This is a genomic window from Pseudonocardia nantongensis, assembly GCF_046546495.1.
Classification (GTDB): domain Bacteria; phylum Actinomycetota; class Actinomycetes; order Mycobacteriales; family Pseudonocardiaceae; genus Pseudonocardia; species Pseudonocardia nantongensis.
Map to the genome: position 1 here is coordinate 47,076 of NZ_JBKGXT010000008.1, position 17,719 is coordinate 64,794.

The 17,719-nt window shown below is 72.9% G+C and carries 9 protein-coding genes and 1 pseudogene; 3 read left to right on the forward strand and 7 right to left on the reverse strand.

The annotated features are described in order from the left end of the window. Positions 1–59: 59 nt before the first annotated feature. Both ACLFMI_RS10605 and ACLFMI_RS10610 read right to left on the reverse strand, forming a co-directional pair. A pseudogene (locus ACLFMI_RS10605) lies at positions 60–1,747 on the reverse strand (glycine/sarcosine N-methyltransferase). Between the two features lie 355 nt (positions 1,748–2,102). Continuing rightward, complete coding sequence (locus tag ACLFMI_RS10610; RefSeq protein ID WP_410947607.1) at positions 2,103–3,338, reverse strand: acetyl-CoA hydrolase/transferase C-terminal domain-containing protein; 1,236 nt, start codon at positions 3,336–3,338, stop codon at positions 2,103–2,105. 76 nt (positions 3,339–3,414) lie between these two features. Between ACLFMI_RS10610 and ACLFMI_RS10615 the strand changes: the two genes are divergently transcribed. Continuing rightward, positions 3,415–4,404: a glutathione S-transferase family protein gene (locus ACLFMI_RS10615; protein ID WP_410947608.1), complete on the forward strand. Its 990-nt coding sequence runs from the start codon at positions 3,415–3,417 to the stop codon at positions 4,402–4,404. 182 nt (positions 4,405–4,586) lie between these two features. Next, a complete protein-coding gene (locus tag ACLFMI_RS10620) occupies positions 4,587–5,813 on the forward strand; it encodes a glycoside hydrolase family 3 N-terminal domain-containing protein (RefSeq protein WP_410947609.1) in 1,227 nt (408 codons plus the stop codon). Between the two features lie 167 nt (positions 5,814–5,980). Here the strand turns inward: ACLFMI_RS10620 and ACLFMI_RS10625 are convergent, their stop codons facing one another. The 4 genes from ACLFMI_RS10625 to ACLFMI_RS10640 form a co-directional block, all read right to left on the reverse strand. Further along, positions 5,981–6,748 carry a beta-ketoacyl-ACP reductase gene (locus ACLFMI_RS10625; protein WP_410947610.1) on the reverse strand — a complete coding sequence of 256 codons (768 nt, stop codon included), beginning with the start codon at positions 6,746–6,748 and terminating at the stop codon, positions 5,981–5,983. Next, on the reverse strand, positions 6,745–12,477 hold the full coding sequence (locus tag ACLFMI_RS10630) for an ATP-binding protein (RefSeq protein ID WP_410947611.1): 5,733 nt from the start codon (positions 12,475–12,477) through the stop codon (positions 6,745–6,747). Before ACLFMI_RS10630 ends, ACLFMI_RS10625 begins: the two co-directional genes overlap by 4 nt. Positions 12,478–12,594: 117 nt before the next feature. Then, a complete protein-coding gene (locus ACLFMI_RS10635; RefSeq protein ID WP_410947612.1) occupies positions 12,595–14,556 on the reverse strand; it encodes a 3-oxoacyl-ACP synthase III family protein in 1,962 nt (653 codons plus the stop codon). A gap of 496 nt (positions 14,557–15,052) precedes the next feature. Beyond that, positions 15,053–16,477 (reverse strand): MFS transporter, encoded by a 1,425-nt coding sequence (locus ACLFMI_RS10640; RefSeq protein WP_410947613.1) that lies wholly within the window; start codon positions 16,475–16,477, stop codon positions 15,053–15,055. A 130-nt stretch (positions 16,478–16,607) separates the two neighbouring features. Between ACLFMI_RS10640 and ACLFMI_RS10645 the strand changes: the two genes are divergently transcribed. Further along, positions 16,608–17,042, forward strand: a complete 435-nt coding sequence (locus tag ACLFMI_RS10645; RefSeq protein WP_410947614.1) for a VOC family protein — start codon at positions 16,608–16,610, stop codon at positions 17,040–17,042. Between the two features lie 70 nt (positions 17,043–17,112). On the opposite strand, the gene ACLFMI_RS10650 is transcribed toward ACLFMI_RS10645, so the two are convergent. Beyond that, positions 17,113–17,718: a class F sortase gene (locus ACLFMI_RS10650; RefSeq protein WP_410947615.1), complete on the reverse strand. Its 606-nt coding sequence runs from the start codon at positions 17,716–17,718 to the stop codon at positions 17,113–17,115. Between the last annotated feature and the right edge of the window lies 1 nt (position 17,719).

The following is a 17,719-nucleotide window of genomic DNA, read 5'->3' on the forward strand; positions in this document are numbered from 1 at the left end:
CCCCGGACACGGCGACGGCCCGGCCCCCGTGGGGGTCGGGCCGTCGCCGGGTGCGTGGGTCAGTTCTTGACCGCGTGCACGATGCCCCAGGTCAGGTTGCCGGCGTTGCCACCGTCCACCCAGTGCTGCAGGCCTGCCTTCATGTTGGTGATGTAGTCGGCGCTGATCGTCGACGCGAGCTCCTGCTCGCGGGCCACCAGCTCCTCGCGCACCCGCCGGTAGTGCGTGGGCAGCTGCGCGGCGTGGTCGTGGAAGGTCACCGCGGACAGCCCGCGCTTCTCGAGCCCACCGGTGTAGAACCCGGGCGTGGCCATCGTGGACAGCGCGATGCGGTCCAGGATCGGCTGGATCGAGGACTGGTCGAGCCCGTCGACGGCCATCGGGTCGGTGAACACGACCTGGCCGCCGGGCTTGAGCACCCGCACGACCTCGTCGAGCACCGCGTCCCGGTCGCCCGAGTGCAGGAACGCGTCCTGCGACCAGACGACGTCGACCGAGGAGTCCTCGACCGGGACGTCCTCGAACGTGCCGGTCGCGACGGTGATCAGGTTCTCCAGACCCTGTTCCTTGGTCAGCCGGGCGTTGCGCTCGTTCTCCACCGGCGACAGGTTCAGGCAGTGCACCGCCGCGCCGAGCCGCTTCGCGATCTGGCGCGCGGCACCGCCGTACCCGGCGCCCAGGTCGAGCACCCGGGTTCCGGCACCGATGCCCGCGACCTCGGCCATCCGGGCCACCGTGCGTCGGCTGGCCGTGGCGATCTCCTCGTCCGGGGTCTCGTAGAGGCCGACGTGGATGTCCTCGCCGCCCCAGACCCGGGAGTAGAAGTTGTCCGCGTCCTCGGAGTCGTAGTAGCTCCGCGCCGTGCTCTCGGCCTGCTGCGCCGTCACGCCGAGCCCTCCTCGGGGTCTTCCAGGTACGTCTTCTCCGCGATGTGCACGAAGAAGTCCGGCTCGTCGTCCGAGTAGGTCGACTGGAAGTCGCCGTAGGTGTCGATCTGCTGGAAGCCGACCTCGTGCATGAGCCGCCGCGTGTAGTCCTTGCGCAGCGGGAACATGTTGAGGTGGTACTCGGACCCGTCCGAGAACTCGTACCGGAACCGGGCGAGGCCCTCGTCCATGTGCTCCGGCTCGGCCACGACGCCGTCACCGCAGTAGTAGTACTGGTGCTTCGACGAGAAGCCGTTGTCCAGGATCGAGTCGTAGTTGCGCTGATCCAGGATCAGGACGCCGTCGTGCTTGAGCATCGCGTAGAACTCGGCCAGGGCCTTGCGCCGGTCCTTCTCGGAGAACAGGTGCGTGAACGAGTTCCCGAGGCAGATGATCGCGTCGTACTCGCCGTGCACGTCCCGGTTCAGCCAGCGCCAGTCGGCCTGCACGACGCGCAGGATGTGCCCGCCGAACTTCATGCCGTTGTCGAACGCCTTGGCCAGCATCTCGGCGCTGCCGTCGGCCGAGACGGTGTCGAAGCCCTCTTCGAGCAGCCGGACCGAGTGGAACCCGGTGCCGGTCGCGACGTCGAGGACGCTGCGTACGCCGCGCTTGCGCAGCTGCTCGACGAAGAACTTTCCTTCGCTCTCGTAGCGGCCGCGCCAGTCGATCAGCTCATCCCACTTGTCGACGAACGTCTGCACGTACTCGTGCTTGTAGTGGGTCGACTCGCGAACCTCGATCGGTTCGTCGCCGAACTCCTGGACGGTTCGGCCGAGCTCGGGCAGCTCGTCGCTGGCGGTGCGGTGGTCGGCTGTCATGTACCGCGGTCTCCTCGAAATGTTCGGGTGCTGCGGGGTCGGTCGACCGTAGATCGGACGGGCCGGGTCTGTCCGCACCCGATGCCGGGCCATGGATCGGGAGCAGATGTTGTGCTATACGCAACCGGGCCGGATCTACCGGTGTGTCCGGTCACAGTGCGTTCGCCCGTCTCGCCCGGGCCGGGCAGCGCGCGACGGCGCTCTTACCTGTGCCGTCGGCGCCTCGCCCGTCCGGTGGCCCGGTCCGGTGCGCGGAGCCGGGAGCGGTGACGCCGCCCACCGCCGGGTGTGCGCGGCGCCACTCCCGGTGCGCCCAAAAGAACTGTGTGATGTCGGTCACGGCATCAGTCGAAATTCACTCGACCGGCTCAGGCGAGCCACTCCACAGTGCGTCAAGGGCCCGACGTCGCTCCGATCGTGCCAGGCCGCGCAGGTCCGCGCACCCCCGCTCGGTGACGACGACCTCGACATCGTGTGACGGCGTGGTGACCGGCCCACCGAGCGCGTCGACGAGCGTCGGGCGGCGGCGGTGGGTGGCCGGCAGGGCGATCACCGACAGGCCGGGCCCGATGGTCGCCGCGGCGGCGAAATCCGGATGCCCGCCGATCATCCCGGCCGCCGACCCGGCGACCCCCTCGACGTTGACCTGGCCGTCCCGGTCGATCTCCAGCGCGACGTTCAGCGCGATCAGCGGGCCCGCGTCCGAGGCCAGCCGCGACACGTCGTGGGTGTGCTCGACCGGCCGGACGACGCCGCGGCCCTCGGCCCAGGCGTGCAGCCGGGGGCTGCCGTAGAGCGCCAGCGACGACGGCGTCCCGCGCAGGAGCCCGCGCTCGTCCAGGTCGACGACCGGGTCGCCGAGCAGGCCGGAGTCGATCTGCACCGGTACGTCCAGGGCGGCCATCAGCGCGCCGGCCAGCCGGCCCGGCCCGAACTGCACCCGGGCGCCGGCCGGGACGAGCGTGGCCACCCCGGCCGCGATCGCCTCGTCGGTCGGGGTGGGCGGGGGAGTCTCGATGGTGTGCGGGGTACCGGCCGGGCCGTCGACCGTGCCGAGCACGGTGACGTCCGGCAGCGGCGGCCCGGCCTCGGCGTGCGGGGCGGACCGGGACACCACCGCGGCCACCGGTACCCCGGCGGCGGCCAGCCCGCGCATCCAGGAGGCCTCGGCGCCGAACCGGTACCCATCCGGGTGCTCGACGACGGTGGCCAGCAGCAGGTCCGGGCGCAGCGGGCCGGCCAGCAGCGCCGGCGTCGCGGACAGCCGGGCCGGGACCCGGTGTGCCGCGCCCGACTCGATCAGGGCCCGCAGGCCGGGACCGCCGACGACGGTCCGGATGTCGGCGAACGCGGCCGGGTCCAGCGACGGGGCCGGGCCGGGGACCCAGCCCAGCACGAGCCGCACGCCGCCGGCCCGCGCGGCGACCCGGCTCAGCGGCCCGGCCAGGACGTAGGGAAGGCCGCACGCGTCGGAGACCGCGACCCGGGCCCCCGGCCGGACCAGGTCGGCCAGCGCCCGCTCGAGCGGGCCGCCGGGGGCGGCGTCCGGGTGCGTGCCGGGCAGGAGGACGTCGTCGTCACCGGTGCTCACCGCGGTATCGGATCATGTCCGGACGCGGCCCGCGCCGGGCCTGCGGGGCGGGTCACACCCCACTACCGTCGCGGTCATGGGGACCCAACGCGAGAGCGGCGAGTTCGTGCGGGAACCGCTCGGGGTGGCCGAGCGGATCACGGCCGACGGGTCGTCCCCGTGGCCGGTGCAGGCGGGGCGCTACCGGCTGGTCGGGGCGCGGGCCTGCCCGTGGGCGAACCGGGTGATCATCACCCGCCGGTTGCTCGGGCTGGAGGACGCGATCTCGCTGGGGATCGCCGGGCCGTTGCACGACGAGCGCAGCTGGCGGTTCCACCTGGACCCCGGCGGCGTCGACCCGGTGCTGGGCATCGAGTGGTTGCGCGAGGCCTACGAGAAGGCCGTTCCCGGCTACCGCGAGGGCGTCACCGTGCCGGCGATGGTGGAGGTCGCCTCGGGCCAGGTCGCGACGAACGAGTACGCCGCCCTGGAGCGCGACCTGTCCACCCAGTGGCGGGAGTTCCACCGCGCCGGGGCCCCGGACCTCTGGCCGGAGCCGGACGCGATCGAGCGGATCGGCGAGGGGATCTTCCACGACGTCAACAACGGCGTCTACAAGTGCGGCTTCGCCACCACCCAGGCGGCCTACGAGAAGGCCTACCGCGCGTTGTGGGCCCGCCTCGACGAGCTGTCCGAGCACCTGGCGACCCGCCGTTACCTGGTCGGGGACACCATCACCCAGGCCGACATCCGGCTGTGGGTGACCCTGGCCCGGTTCGACGCCGCCTACCACGGCCACTTCAAGGCCAACCGGCACAAGCTCACCGAGCTGCCGGTGCTGTGGGCCTACGCCCGGGACCTGTTCCAGACCCCCGGGTTCGGCGACACCATCGACATCGAGCAGATCAAGCAGCACTACTACGGCGTGCACCGCTCGGTGAACCCGACCGGCGTCGTACCGCTGGGGCCGGACACGGCGAACTGGCTGGACCCGCACGGCCGCGCGGAGCTGGGTGGGCGCCCGTTCGGCGACGGCACCCCGCCGGGCCCGCCGCCCGCGGCCGAGCAGGTCCCGCCGATCGCCTGAGCGGCTTGCCCGGCCACGCTCCGGAGACGGCGGTGTGCCGCCCGGAGATGCGCGTGGGAGATGCGCGTGGGTCCGGCGGGGCCTGGCCGCCGGGCGATCGCGGGGTGCACCTCGGCGTCGACCCGGGGACACGCGGGCGGCGACGGCCCGGGGCGGCGCCCGAGCTGTCACGATGATCGGCGATGCGAGGACGTGTTCACCCGGTCACCGGGTCCCGACGGCGCCGGCCCGCCGGCACCGGGTTGCTGACCGCCCTGGTCGCCGGCGGGCTGATCGCGGGACTCGTCGTCGCGGGACCCGCCCTGACCGCGGCCACCGGTGGTGACCCGGCGGCCGGCGACCCTGCGGCGCCCGGGGCCGCGCCGCCGGGCACCGCGGCGGCACCGCCGGGGCCGCCGGACTGCGCTCCGATGGTGGCGGCGCTGTCCCCGCGGGACCGGCTGGCGCAACGGCTGATGGTCGGGGTGGACGCCTCCGATCCGGCGGGTGCGCGGGCGATCGTGGCGGGCTCGCAGGTCGGCGGCGTCTTCCTGGGCGGTAACAAGACCGCGCTGCTGCAGGACGACCGGATGCAGCCGCTGCAGGACGCCTCCCGCACCCCGCTCGCCGCGGCCGTCGACGAGGAGGGCGGCCGGGTCCAGCGGATCGACGAGCTGGACGGCGACATCCCCAGCGCCCGGCAGATGGCCGCCTCGAACACCCCCGAGCAGGTCACCGAGATCGCCCGGAAGCGGGCCGGGCAGCTGAAGGCCCGCGGCGTCACCTGGAACCTCGCCCCGTCCGTGGACGTCTCCGACCAGGCCCGCGCGAGCGTCATCGGCGACCGGTCGTTCTCCGACGACCCGGACACCGCCACCCGCTACGCGCAGGCGTGGGCGGAGGGCCAGCAGGCCGGCGGCGTGTACGGCGTCCTCAAGCACTTCCCCGGGCACGGCGAGGGCTCCGGCGACTCGCACGAGGGCTCGGTCAGCACGCCGCCCCTGGCCGAGCTCGAGAAGCGGGATCTGACGCCCTACGCGGCGCTGGTCGGTCCCGGGAAGCCGCTGGACGGCCGGATCGGTGTGATGCTGGGCCACCTGGAGGTTCCGGGCCTGACGGGCGGGAACCCCACGAGCGTCGACCCGGCCGCTTACCGGCTGCTGCGCGAGCAGTACCGGTTCGACGGCGTCGTGATGACCGACGACCTCGGCGCCATGAAGGCGATCACCGACCGGTTCGGGCTGGCCGAGGCCACCACCAGGGCGTTGTCCGCGGGCGCCGACATCGCGCTGTTCTCCAACGTCACCCCGGTCGCACCGCTGCTCGACGCCGCGGAGCAGGCGCTGGGCAGCGGCCGGATCCCCGCGCAGGCCAACGACGTCGCCGCCGCGCGGGTCCTGGAGTCCAAGGCCCTGTGCTCCCGGCGTTGACCGTCCGAGCACGGACCATCCTCGCCGAGATGCACCTCAGCGGCCCGTGGAGATCGACAAATCCCGCTGACCTGCATCTCGGCGGGAATCCGGCCGCCGCGGCGGGCCGGGTGTGATGCACGAGAGCCCCGCGCGTCGTCGCACGGGGCTCTCGGCGGGGAGGACGGTCAGGACGCCATGTCCATGCCGCCGTTGACGCTGATCACCGACCCGGTGACGTAACCGGCGCGCTCGTCGACCAGGAACTGGACGGCGCGGGCGATCTCGTCGGCCTGGCCCAGCCGGCCGACCGGGATCTTCGCGAGCATCTTCTCGAGGGCCTTCTCCGGCATCGCGGCGACCATCTCGGTCTCGATGAACCCGGGCGCGACGCAGTTCACCGTGATGCCCTTGTTCGCGACCTCCTGGGCCAGCGACTTCGAGAAGCCGATCAGGCCCGCCTTGGAGGAGGCGTAGTTGGCCTGGCCGATCGAGCCGGTCTGGCCGATCACCGAGGAGATGTTCACGATCCGGCCGAACTTGTTGCCGATCATGTGCTCCAGGAGCGCCTTGGACATGTAGAAGGAGCCGGACAGGTTGATCCGCAGCACCGCGTGCCAGTCGTCCACGGACAGCTTGCGGACGGTCTTGTCCACCGTGATGCCGGCGTTGTTGATCAGGTAGTCGACCCGGCCACGCTGTTCGAGCACCTCGGACACCACGCGCTGGCAGTCGTCCGGCGAGCCCACGTTGCCCTGGTGCATCGAGACCGACGCGCCCTCGGCGCCGAGCTTGTCCCGCAGGTCCTCGGCGGCCTTGGAGTTGGAGCTGTAGCCGGCCGCGACGTGCACTCCCTGCCGGGCGAGCGCGGTGGTGATGGCCGCGCCGATGCCACGTGCGCCGCCGGTGACGATCGCGACGCGCTGCTCCGGCTGGGTGTCGGTGATGGCGGTCATGCGGAACCTCCAGGGTTGTCGCTCTCGTGGGTATCGAGCGTTCGCTTCATGCCCCGTTGCACTGCGTCTGCCAGGTAGGGCCGCAGCTGGTCCGGGGTGACGATCCGGTGCACCGAGCCGACGTTCTGCGCCCGCTCGATGGAGTGCTTGTTGTCGAACTCGTCGGCCACCTGGCCGAGCTTCTCCGAGCGGACGTCCGGGCGGAGCGTGGCGAGCTCGCCACGCAGCCGGGCGGTCTCAGCCTCGTTCCCGGCCTCGGTGGCCTCGGCGATCCGGGCCTCCAGCCCGGTGACCCGCTCGTCCTTCGCGGTGCGGTCGTTGACCTCGCCCGCGAACACCACGGCCGCGGCCGGGGCGCCGCCCAGCACGGAGGCGTACGAGCCGGTGATCGCGGCGATCTCCATGTTGTCGTTCAGCGTTCCGGAGAACACCACGAACGCGCCGCCGTGGTAGCGGGAGACGACGCAGAACACGATCGGGCCGTCGAAGTTGACGATGGCCCGGCCGATCTCGGCGCCGTTCTCCAGCTGCAGCCCGCGCAGCGACTCCGGCGAGCCGTCGAACCCGGACAGGTTCGCCAGCACGATCAGCGGCCGGTTCCCGGACGCCGCGTTGATCGCCCGCGCGCACTTGCGCGAGGACCGCGGGAACAGCGTCCCGGCGGTGAACTGGGACGGGCCGTCCACCGGGCTCGGGCCGCGGCGCGGGATCGGCCGGGACTCGATGCCGATCATCGCGATCGGCTGCCCGCCGAGGTGCGCGTCCAGCGCGACGACCGACTCGGCGTCGTGCATGTCGGCCCACCGCTCGGCCGTCGGGTGGTCGGCGTCGGCGACACCGCGCAGCACCGAGCGGATGTCGAACGGCTTCTTGCGCTCGCCGTTGGTCTCCTCCGCCCAGACCTCGCCCAGCGTCGTGAACTCGCAGTTCGGGCCGGAGTGCGGGGCGGTGGTGACGTCCCGGGAGACCGGGTCGGTGGTCGGGGCAGGCCGCGGGAACCGCTCGCCGGGCAGCGTCCAGGTGTGCGCGTAGTGCTGGAGCAGCACCTGCACGGCACCGGAGAGGTCCGGTGCCCAGTACTGCGCCTGGCCGTTCGGGCCCATGATCCGGTCGTAGCCGCCGATGCCGAAGTTGTCCTCGGCCGAGACACCGCCGGAGAAGTCCAGCGAGTGCTTGCCGGTCAGCACCATCGCCGAGTCCGGCGTCATGACCAGGATGCCCTTGGTGTGCATGAGCATCGTCGCCTCGGCGTTCCAGTAGGGCTGGGCGCCGACGTTGATCCCGGTGACGATCACGTTGAGCTCGCCGCCGTCCTGGGTGAACTCGATGATCCCGCGCAGCACCCGGGAGATCCAGTCCATGTTCTCGGTGCCGGAGTCCATCGCGATCTTCGCGCCGGCCGAGACGGCGAACCACTCGATCGGCACGTCCATCTCGCGGGCCAGCTCGATCGCGGCCAGCACCCGGCGGCACTCTGGCTCGGCGATCGCGCCGAGCGCCCGGGTCGGGTCACCCAGCAGCACGACCCGCCGCATGCCGTCCGGGTATCGCCGGGTCGGCACCGAGACGACGCCGAGCACCAGGTTGGCGGTGTTTCCGCCGGGGGCGCGCTCCACCGGGTGCGGCACGCCCCCATCGGCACCGTCGTCCAGGTCGTACTCGGTCCAGGTGCCCGGGCCGGCGTCGACCGGCGCGGTGAGTAGCGGGACGATCTCGTAGGGGTACACCGCGCCGCGGCGGCGGGCCTTGAGCACCTTCTGGTCGTAGGCGTCCAGCTCGCGCATCGGCTCGGTCGGTGGCTCGTCGAGGCGCACGGTGAGCCCGGCGCCCGGCGGGCGGGACATCCGCAGCAGCATCGAGCGGGCGATGCCCTCGCCGCCGCTCACGGCGGGGTCTGCGCTGACGCTCCTCTCGGGACTGATGCTCGTTCCGCTGACGCTCCTCGCAGTACTGATGCTCGTTCCGCTGACGCTCCTCTCGGGGGTGCGGAACTCGACCAGCACCTGCTCCAGCCCCAGGTTCGCGGTACGCGGGGCGAGCCGGCGGACCACCGAGTTCAGCTCGGCCAGCGGCACGTCGACCTCCGGCCAGACGTAGAGCTGGATCCGGTTCCAGGACATCCGGGCCAGGGTCCGGTCGCCGGCCCGGGCCGCGCGCAGCGAGTTGATGCAGGCGTCCAGTGCCCGCTCGAACTGCGGCAGCGACCGGACCTTCCCCGTCTCGTCGTCGCGTCGCACGGTCAGCTCGCGGACGTCGGCCATCGCGACCAGCCGGTCGTCGGCGGTGACCTCGCGGCCGGTGGCCCGGAACAGGTGCACGTCGGTCGCCGCGGGCAGCCGGTTCAGCTCGAAGTTGCGGAACCGCCACAACCGCAGCCGGTCGGCGACCAGCGGGTGCATGCCACGCAGCGTCCGGTCCTCGACGAGCTCACCGGTCTCGTCGGGGCGGAAGGTGAACCAGGTCGGCCCCTCGGCCGAGTCGGCAGCCTCGGATCCGGCGGCCCGCGGGTTCGGGCGCACCGCGACCGCGACCCGGTGCAGCACACCACCGGGCACCCGGCCCAGCGCCGCCCGGACCCGCTCGGCCCGGGCGTCCGGGTCGCCGCCGTCGTCGGCCTTGGTGGAGGTGACGTAGAGGTCGACCAGCGCGGTCCGCCCGGCCCCCAGCTCGCCGACCCGGCGCCGGAGCTCCTCGGCGGTCGCCGCGGCACCCGCCGGGTCGTTGTTATCGATCACCGAGGCGAAGACCGCGCGGTCGTTGCCCAGGTACTGGTAGTGCGCGGTGAGCAGCGGCTTGCCGGCGTGCTCGGTCAGCTCCAGCTCGCGCAGCGGTCGCACCCGGTAGTAGCGCCGCGTCATGACCTCCAGCAGCACGGCGTCGTGGTGCGCGCCGAACACGCCCAGGATCGGCTCGGAGGAGGCGACCAGGGAGTCGATCCGCCGGGCCCGGTCCGGCGTGTCCGGGTTCTCGGCCAGCACGTCCAGGCTCTCCCGGACCTCGTCGAGCACGCGCTTGCGCTCGGCGGCGACGACCGGGGCGTCGAAGGCGCGGTAGCGGACCAGCCGGGCCGTGTCGCCGACGACCGGGTGCCGCAGCTGGGTGGCGACGACGAGGTCGTCCAGGGTCCGCTGGTAGGCCTCGCGGTCGGCAGGCGCGAGCGCGGTCAGCGACCCGGGGTGCTTCAGCCGCCAGTTCAGCAGGTCCAGCACCACCGGCACCTGCTGCGAGGCGCGCCGGTGGGCCAGGAACATCCGGTACAGCGCCGGGCCCAGGTCGGCCTGCTTCGAGGAGTCCGACACGCCGTAGTGCGCCAGCGCGGCGCGCAGCTTGGCCTGGAACGACTCGGGCAGGCCCTCGTCCTCGGCGTCCCGGCTGCGCAGGTACGCGTAGAGGTACTCCTGCGGGTTCCGCTCGGTCTCGCCGGTCTCGTCGTCGGTCTCCGACCGGTTGCGCGACAGCGCGCACAGGTCGGCGAAGATCTGCAGCACGGCGGTCTCGCCTGCCAGCACCGCAGGATCGTCGTCGGCCAGGCCGGACCGGGCTGAGGCGAGCCGGCGCAGCTGCGGCCGGGCCTGGGTCTCGTCGACGTCGAAGCCGAGCACCTGGTAGCGCAGCGCGGACAGCGCGTCGGCGGCGATCGCGCCGGGGGCGCCCGCCTCGCCGGCGCCGGTGAAGGCGGAGAAGTCCGTCCGGTCGTCGGCGGGGGCCGCGACGGCGTCGGCGTCGGCCGCGGGCTCCAGCCGGATCAGCTTCGTGCCGCCGTCGACCTGGGTGTTGGCCGGGACGAGTAGGTCGGCCACGGTGCCGTCGAACGGCGCCCGCAGCGAGGTCTCCAGCTTCATCGACTCGACGATCGCGACCGTGTCGCCCTCGGCCACGCTGTCGCCGGGGGAGACCGGCAGCGCCACGACCATCGCCGGAGCGGGGGCCCGGACGATGCCGGCCTCGCCGCCGGAGATCCGGTGCACCGCGCCGTCGACCTCGACCAGGTAGTCGGACTCCTGGGCCACCGACAGCACGGCCCAGCTCTGCTCACCGACGGTGAGCCGGCGCTCGTAGGCGCCGTTGCGCTCGACGTCGACGTCCACCGACTGGGGCGAGGAACCGGGTACGTCGAGCTCGACCCGGTAGCGCCCGGCCCGGGTGCGGGCGACCCGGAGCTTGTAGGGCTGCCCGGCCGCGGTGACGTCGGTCTGGTGCCAGGTGTCGTAGCCGACCTCCGGCCGGCCGGCCTCGGCGGAGCGGAACAGCCGGTCCTGCTGGCGGGTCACGTGCCCCTCGTGCGACTGGATCGCGGCGGCCAGCAGCGCGACGTCGACCCGGCGCGGCGGCGTGTAGCCCTGCGCCATCATGGAGTCGAGCCAGGTGGTCTCGACGTCGCCGGAGCGAAGCTCGTCGCGGTCGAGCAGGTCGAGCAGGAACGCCTTGTTGGTGGAGCCGCCGTCGATCACCGCGGCGGTCTGCCGCAGCGCGCGGGTCAGCCGGGCGCGGGCCTCGCCGCGGTCCCGGCCCCAGGCGATCACCTTGGCGATCATGGAGTCGAACTGCGGCGGGATGACGTCGCCCGCCGCGACGCCGGTGTCCACCCGGATGCCCGGGCCGCTGGGCAGCGCCAGGTGCTCGATCCGTCCCGGGGCGGGAGCGAACTCGCGCTCCGGGTCCTCCGCGGTCAGCCGGGCCTCCATCGCCCACCCGAGCGCCGACGGTGCCGACGGCGCCACCTCGGCCAGTGTCCCACCCGCGGCCACGTGCAGCTGCAGCTTGACGATGTCGACGCCGGTGCACGCCTCGGTGACCGGGTGCTCGACCTGCAGCCGGGTGTTGACCTCGAGGAAGGAGAGCAGCTGCTCCTCGGGCTGGTAGAGGAACTCCACGGTGCCCGCGTTGACGTAGCCGGCGGCGCGGACCAGCTCGGCCGCCGAGTCGCGCAGCAGCTTCTCCTGCGTGGCGTCCAGCGCGGTGGACGCCGACTCCTCGATCACCTTCTGGTTGCGCCGCTGCACCGAGCAGTCCCGCACGCCGAGGGTCCACACGTCGCCCGTGGCGTCCGCGACCACCTGGACCTCGACGTGCCGGCCGCCGGCCACCGCCCGCTCCAGGAACACGGTCGCGTCGCCGGCCGTCCGGGACGCCTCGGAGACCGCCCGCTCGAAGGCCTCGTCGAGCTGGTCCGCGCTCGCGACGAAGCGGATGCCACGACCGCCGCCGCCCGCGGTGGCCTTCACCATCAGCGGGAAGCCGATGGTCCCGGCGGCCTTGCGGGCCGCCTCGACGTCGGTCACCGGCCCGCCGGACCACGGCGCCATCGGGACCTCGACCGACTCGGCCAGCTGCTTGGAGGCGATCTTGTCCCCGAGCCGGCGCATGACCTCGCCGGACGGACCGACGAAGATGATCCCCAGCCGCTCGCACAGCTCGGCGAAGTCGGCCTTCTCCGAGACGAAGCCCCAGCCCGGCCAGACGGCCTCGGCGCGGGTCGCGCGCAGCGCCCGCTCCAGCTCGGCGTGGTCGAGGTAGGGGCTGGTGCCCATGTGGTCCGGGTCGTCGGGTCCGATCAGGACGGCCTCGTCGGCCTCCCGGACGTACATCGCGCGGCGGTCGACCGCCGTGTACAGGGCGATCGTCCGCAGCCTGCGGTCGGCGGGCTGCTCGGCGTTCCACTCCCGGACGGCGTTGATCAGCCGCATGGCGGGTTCACCGCGGTTGACGATGGCGATGCGCGAGAACATTTGCGGGGTTCACTGCTCCTGTGTGCGGTCAGCGGGTGCGAGACGTCAGGTGGACGGGACACGGCACGGTGGTGGGATCCTCCTCGCCCATCGTGGACCGTGTCACCTCCTCGGGAGTCACTCGCCGAAGGCGATGCGGACGTCGTCGGAGGTCGGTGCGGCAGGGCTCTCCACCGGCGACACCCCGGTCGACGTGACGGCCGGGTCGAGGATTACCTCGGGCGCCATCACCGCCGGGTCCACCGTCAGCACCGCGTAGCCGCCGACCGCGCCGGCGCCGAAGCCGGGCGCGAACACCCGGGTGCGGCCGGCCACGACGCCGTCGGCCGCGGCGTCGAACATCGCGATCGGGATGGACGCCGCGGACACGTTGCCCATCGTCTCGATGTTGAAGTAGAGCTGGTCGGCCGAGAGCCCCGCCTTCCCGGCCAGCTGCAGGATCATCGTCTTGTTGGCCTGGTGCGGGACGATCACGTCGATCGCGTCCAGCATCGAGCCCTCGCCGTCCGGTCCGGCCTGCCCGGTGAGCTCGCCGATCATCTGGTCCAGGTAGCGGGCGACCAGCGCCTTGACCTCGGGGCCGTAGACGGTGATGTCGTTGTCGAACTCCGGGTTCGGCCAGATGATCGAGTTGACCTGGGAGACCGGCCCGGAGGCGTAGGTCTGCAGCAGGTCGACGTCGCCGGCCTCGCCATCGGCGGCCGGCGCGATCACCATCGCGGCCGCGCCGTCGCCGAAGATCATCCGCGAGGTGCGGACGTTGCCGATCTTGTCCGAGAACTTCTCCACGCAGACCAGCAGGACCGGCCGGTTCACCTCCTGCAGCTGGCGGACCGCCTCGGCCAGGCCGTATGGCAGCCCGGCGCAGGCCGCGATGATGTCGGCCGAGCAGTGGGTCTGGAGCAGGCCGAGCTGCCCGGACAGCCATGTGGACAGCGACGGGATCAGCCGCTCGCTGGTGCAGGTGGCGACCAGGACCGCGCCGATCTCCTCGGTCCGGCGCCCGGAGTGTTCCAGCGCCCGGACCGCCGCCGACCAGGCCAGGTCCTCGATGTCCAGCTCGGTGTAGCGGCGCTGGTCGATGCCGGTCTTGGCCGAGATCTCGTCGGCGCTCATCGGGGACCAGGAGAACGCCGAGTTGCGCACCACGTCGGTGTTCGAGCAGACGTGCTCGCCACGGACGACGGCCAGCGCCTCGACCTTCGGCTGCACCGCGAACGCCTCGCGCACCCGGACCGGGGGCAGCGGGGTCTGCGGCTGCACCGGCTCGGACCGGGTGGAGATCCGGCCCCGGCGGGCCGGGCGGGTGCCGGTGACGCGGTCCAGGAACGCGGTGACGTCCCGGTTGCGCGGGTGGAACGCGATGACGTGGTCGTCGTCGCCGATCCGGTCGGCGGTGCGCAGCTCGGTGGCGGCGCGGTCCCACGGGTACTGGTTGTGCAGCACCATCGCCCAGCGGGTCAGCGCCTCGAGCTCCGGGCGCTCGGCGTTCGCGTCGAGGATCTCGCCCCAGGAGAAGACCGGAAAGTCCGGGTCGTGGGTCGGCACGACGAAGGTCATCGCGTCCGGGGTCGCCAGGAACTCCTGCACCGTCGGTTTCACGGCCGGCAGCTCGGTGGCGTGGTGGCGGCGGTGGCCGAACACGTCGAAGAGCAGATCGAAGATGTGCTGCTCGGTCGCGTCGTCCCAGGTGGCGGGCAGCGACTCGAACGCCTCGCGGACCGCGCGGACCTTGGTGTCGCCGCCCTGCCAGGGAGTCAGCACCGGCAGGAAGACGTCGCCGCGGTGCCGGGGCAGGTCGCGCCAGCGGGTCGGCCGCTTCTCGAACATGGTCATCGAGAACCGGTTGACCCAGAACAGGTTCTGGCTCATGTCGCGGAGCAGGCCGAAACGGCTCTCGTACTTACCGGCGGTGATGCGTTCCAGGATATCGGTCCCGGTCGGCGCCTTGGCCTCGAAATCGCGTCCGACGATTGCGTTGAACTGTTCCAGGTCGTCGATCACAGAGAAATCGAGTTCTGCGAGAAAGTTGGCGGGAAAGACCAGGCGGTCGTGGTTGTTCACCACGAACGGCTTCATCGGGAGACCTCCTGGGTGGCGCCGACCGGGCGGAATCAGCAGGTTCAGACGCTGAGCGAGCCGGTTGATCGAGTTGTATGCGGTGCCCTGACGATATCGGCGTGCGCCCACGACTGAAATGTGATCCGGACCCCGGAGTGTGCGCCCTCACGGATTCCCGGTCAACTCCGACTGTTACCGGCCGGAATGTTACCGGCCGGTTCTACCGTCGCGTTCGGATTCGAATGTCGGGGTCTGCCCAGGTGAGTCGCGGGTCGGAGTCCATAGTGGAGCAGTCACGGCAGGTCGCCGGGCGGTGGCGCTGCGTGCACGTGCATGTGCACACCCGGCGGTCATGGTGGCGCAAGACACGGCCCGGGCGCCACGCCCGCTGCATCTGGCGCCCGGGCCTGGGGTCTTCGGAGCTCGCGACCCGGGACACCGAGCCCCCGGGGCTCGGGCCCGGGAGACCCGGGGCCGGCGGGGTCGGCCGGGCGGCGCACCCGACGGTCCTCACTCAGGCCGCGGCGGGCTGCGCGGAGGCCGGCAGGGCGGGCTCCGGCGCCGGGGTCAGCAGGACGACGACCGCGGCGACCAGCGCCGCGGCACCGGCCGCGGCGAACGCGATCGTGTAGGCGCCCGAGGCCGGCACGGTCAGCCCGCCGGCGTCGAGCACCAGCGCCGTCGTCACGGCCGCGACGACCGCGGTGCAGGAGCTGGTGCCGAGCTGGCGGGCCAGCGTGTTGAGGCTGTTCGCGGCCGCCGTCTCGGACTCCGGCACCGCCCGCATGATCAGCAGCGGGATCGCCGAGTAGGCCAACGCGGCACCGATGGCCGTCACGGTGGCCACGACCATCACCAGCCACACCGAGCCGGGCATCGTCGAGTACGCCAGGTTGCCCACACCGAGCAGCGCCGAGCCGAGGACCAGGGTGGTGCGTGGGCCGTGCGTGCGCGACAGCCGCGCGGAGGCGGAGGAGAACACCACCATCGCCCCGCCCATCGGCAGCAGCGCCAGCCCGGAGGAGATCAGCGATAGCCCGAAGCCGTAGCCGGTGGCCACCGGTGCCTGAAGGATCTGGGTGGCCAGCACGAAGCCCGCGAACATCGCGAACCCGATCAGCACCGAGGCGAGGTTGGTCAGCAGCACCGCCGGCCGTGCGGACACCCGCAGGTCCACCAGCGGCGACCGGACGCGCAGCTCGTAGCGCCCCACCAGGAGCGCCAGCAGCACCGCCCCGGCCAGCAGGCCGAGGACCGGCGGCGAGACCCACCCCCAGTCGTTGCCCTTGGAGACCGCGAGCAGCAGGCAGACGAGGGCGCCGCCGATCCCGACCGCACCGACGGCGTCGAACCGGCCGCCGGCGCGCAGCCGCGACTCCGGGACCAGCCGGCGCACTACCAGGATCTGCAGGACCGCGATCACCGCGGCCCCGGCGAACAGCCACCGCCAGTGCGCGAACTCGGCGACCACCCCGGTCACCGGCAGCCCGATCGCACCGCCGAAGCCGAGCGACGAGCTCATCAGCCCGACGCCGGAGCCGACCCGGTCGGACGGCAGGACGTCGCGCATCAGGCTCATCCCGAGCGCGATCACCCCGAACGCCGCACCCTGCAGCACCCGGCCCAGCAGCATCAGCCCGATGCCGGGCGCGAGCGCACCGATCAGCGATCCGGCGCCGACCAGGCCGAGCGCGACGAGCAGCATCCGCCGCTTGCCGTACATGTCGCCGAGCCGGCCCAGCACCGGAGCGGACACCGCACCCGCGACCAGGTTGGCGGTGATCAGCCAGGACGCCGTCGACGGGCTGACCGACAGCAGCTGCGGGAACCGCGGGAGCAGCGGGATCACCATCGTCTGGATCAGCGAGACCAGCAGTCCGCACGAGGCGAGGACCGTGATCGCGACGATCGGGCGCTGACGGGTCGTCGCGGCGGACACTCGACCTCCGTGGTCCGAGGGACGGGGTACCCGATCAGGTGAGCACGCCTGGCCACGCGCGGCAAGACAGGAAGTTCGCATTGGCAGCAAACTCACGCGGACCCGGCTCCGCCGGATAGCGTGCGACGTCGTGGAGATCCTCAGCAGCCGCGCCATCCTGCGCCCCGCCGACCCGGACGCCGCGGTGGCCTTCTACCGCGACGTCCTCGGCCTGGCGATCTCCCGTGAGTTCCAGGGCGGCACGGTGTTCTTCCTCGGCAACGGCCTGCTGGAGGTCTCGGCCGCACCGTCCGGAGCGCCGGACGGGCGGGCGTCCGGGGCCCCGGACGGGCCGGCCCCGGACCGCGGTGGCCTGCGTTTGTGGATGCAGGTCCGCGACCTCGCCGCGGCGCACGCGGAGCTGTCCGGCGCCGGGGTGCCGGTGCTGCGCGAACCCCGTCAGGAACCGTGGGGACTGCACGAGATGTGGATCGCCGACCCGGACGGCACCCGGATCGTCCTGGTCCAGATCCCGCCGGACCATCCGATCCGCCGCGACACCCGCGGCGACACCCGCGGCGACTGATCCCCCACCCGCACGCCCGCCCCGACCGCGCCCGCGTTGTGGAGCCGACGTGTCGTGCGACCGCCCTGGATCAGTCCGTGACCAGCGCCGCCCAGACGACGACGTTGTCCCGGTAGCTGCGCACCCCGCGGTCGAACGAGCCGCCACAGGTGACCAGCCGCAGGCCCGCGCCGGGCAGGTCGCCGTAGACGGCGGCGGTCGGGAACCGGTCCTTCGGATAGCGGCGCACGGCCTGCACCTCGAACGTCGCGGTCCGGCCGTCGCTGCGGTCCACCTGCACCAGGTCCCCGGCGGCCAGCTCGTCGATCCGGGCGAACGGGCCCGGCGCGTGGTTCCAGTCCACGTGCGCGGCGAGCACCGCCGGACCCGGCGCTCCGGGTGCGGGTGCGCCGGTGAACCACCCGGTCGTCGCGCCGTCCGGTGGGACGGCGAGCGCGCCGGTGGCGTCGAGGCCGAGCGGGACGAGCGTGCTGTCCAGCCCGGCGGCCCCGGACCGCACCCGGACCGGTGCGGCGGCCGGAAGCGGTGCCGCAGCCGGGCGCACCGTCGAGGTCGGGGGAGCGGGGACCGTCCCGCCGAGCGCCGCAGGCGGCGCGGCTGCCGGAACGGCCAGGGCGACCGCGACCACGAGCAGCGCCCCGACCACCCGGCCCCGTCGCGGACCTGCTCCGGGCACC

What these genes read in the sequence shown, in the direction of transcription:
- ACLFMI_RS10615 (WP_410947608.1), top strand. Translation starts at nt 3,415, where the DNA reads ATGGGGACCCAACGCGAGAGCGGCGAGTTCGTGCGGGAACCGCTCGGG.
- ACLFMI_RS10620 (WP_410947609.1), top strand. Translation starts at nt 4,587, where the DNA reads ATGCGAGGACGTGTTCACCCGGTCACCGGGTCCCGACGGCGCCGGCCC.
- ACLFMI_RS10625 (WP_410947610.1), bottom strand. Translation starts at nt 6,748, where the DNA reads ATGACCGCCATCACCGACACCCAGCCGGAGCAGCGCGTCGCGATCGTC.
- ACLFMI_RS10630 (WP_410947611.1), bottom strand. Translation starts at nt 12,477, where the DNA reads ATGTTCTCGCGCATCGCCATCGTCAACCGCGGTGAACCCGCCATGCGG.
- ACLFMI_RS10635 (WP_410947612.1), bottom strand. Translation starts at nt 14,556, where the DNA reads ATGAAGCCGTTCGTGGTGAACAACCACGACCGCCTGGTCTTTCCCGCC.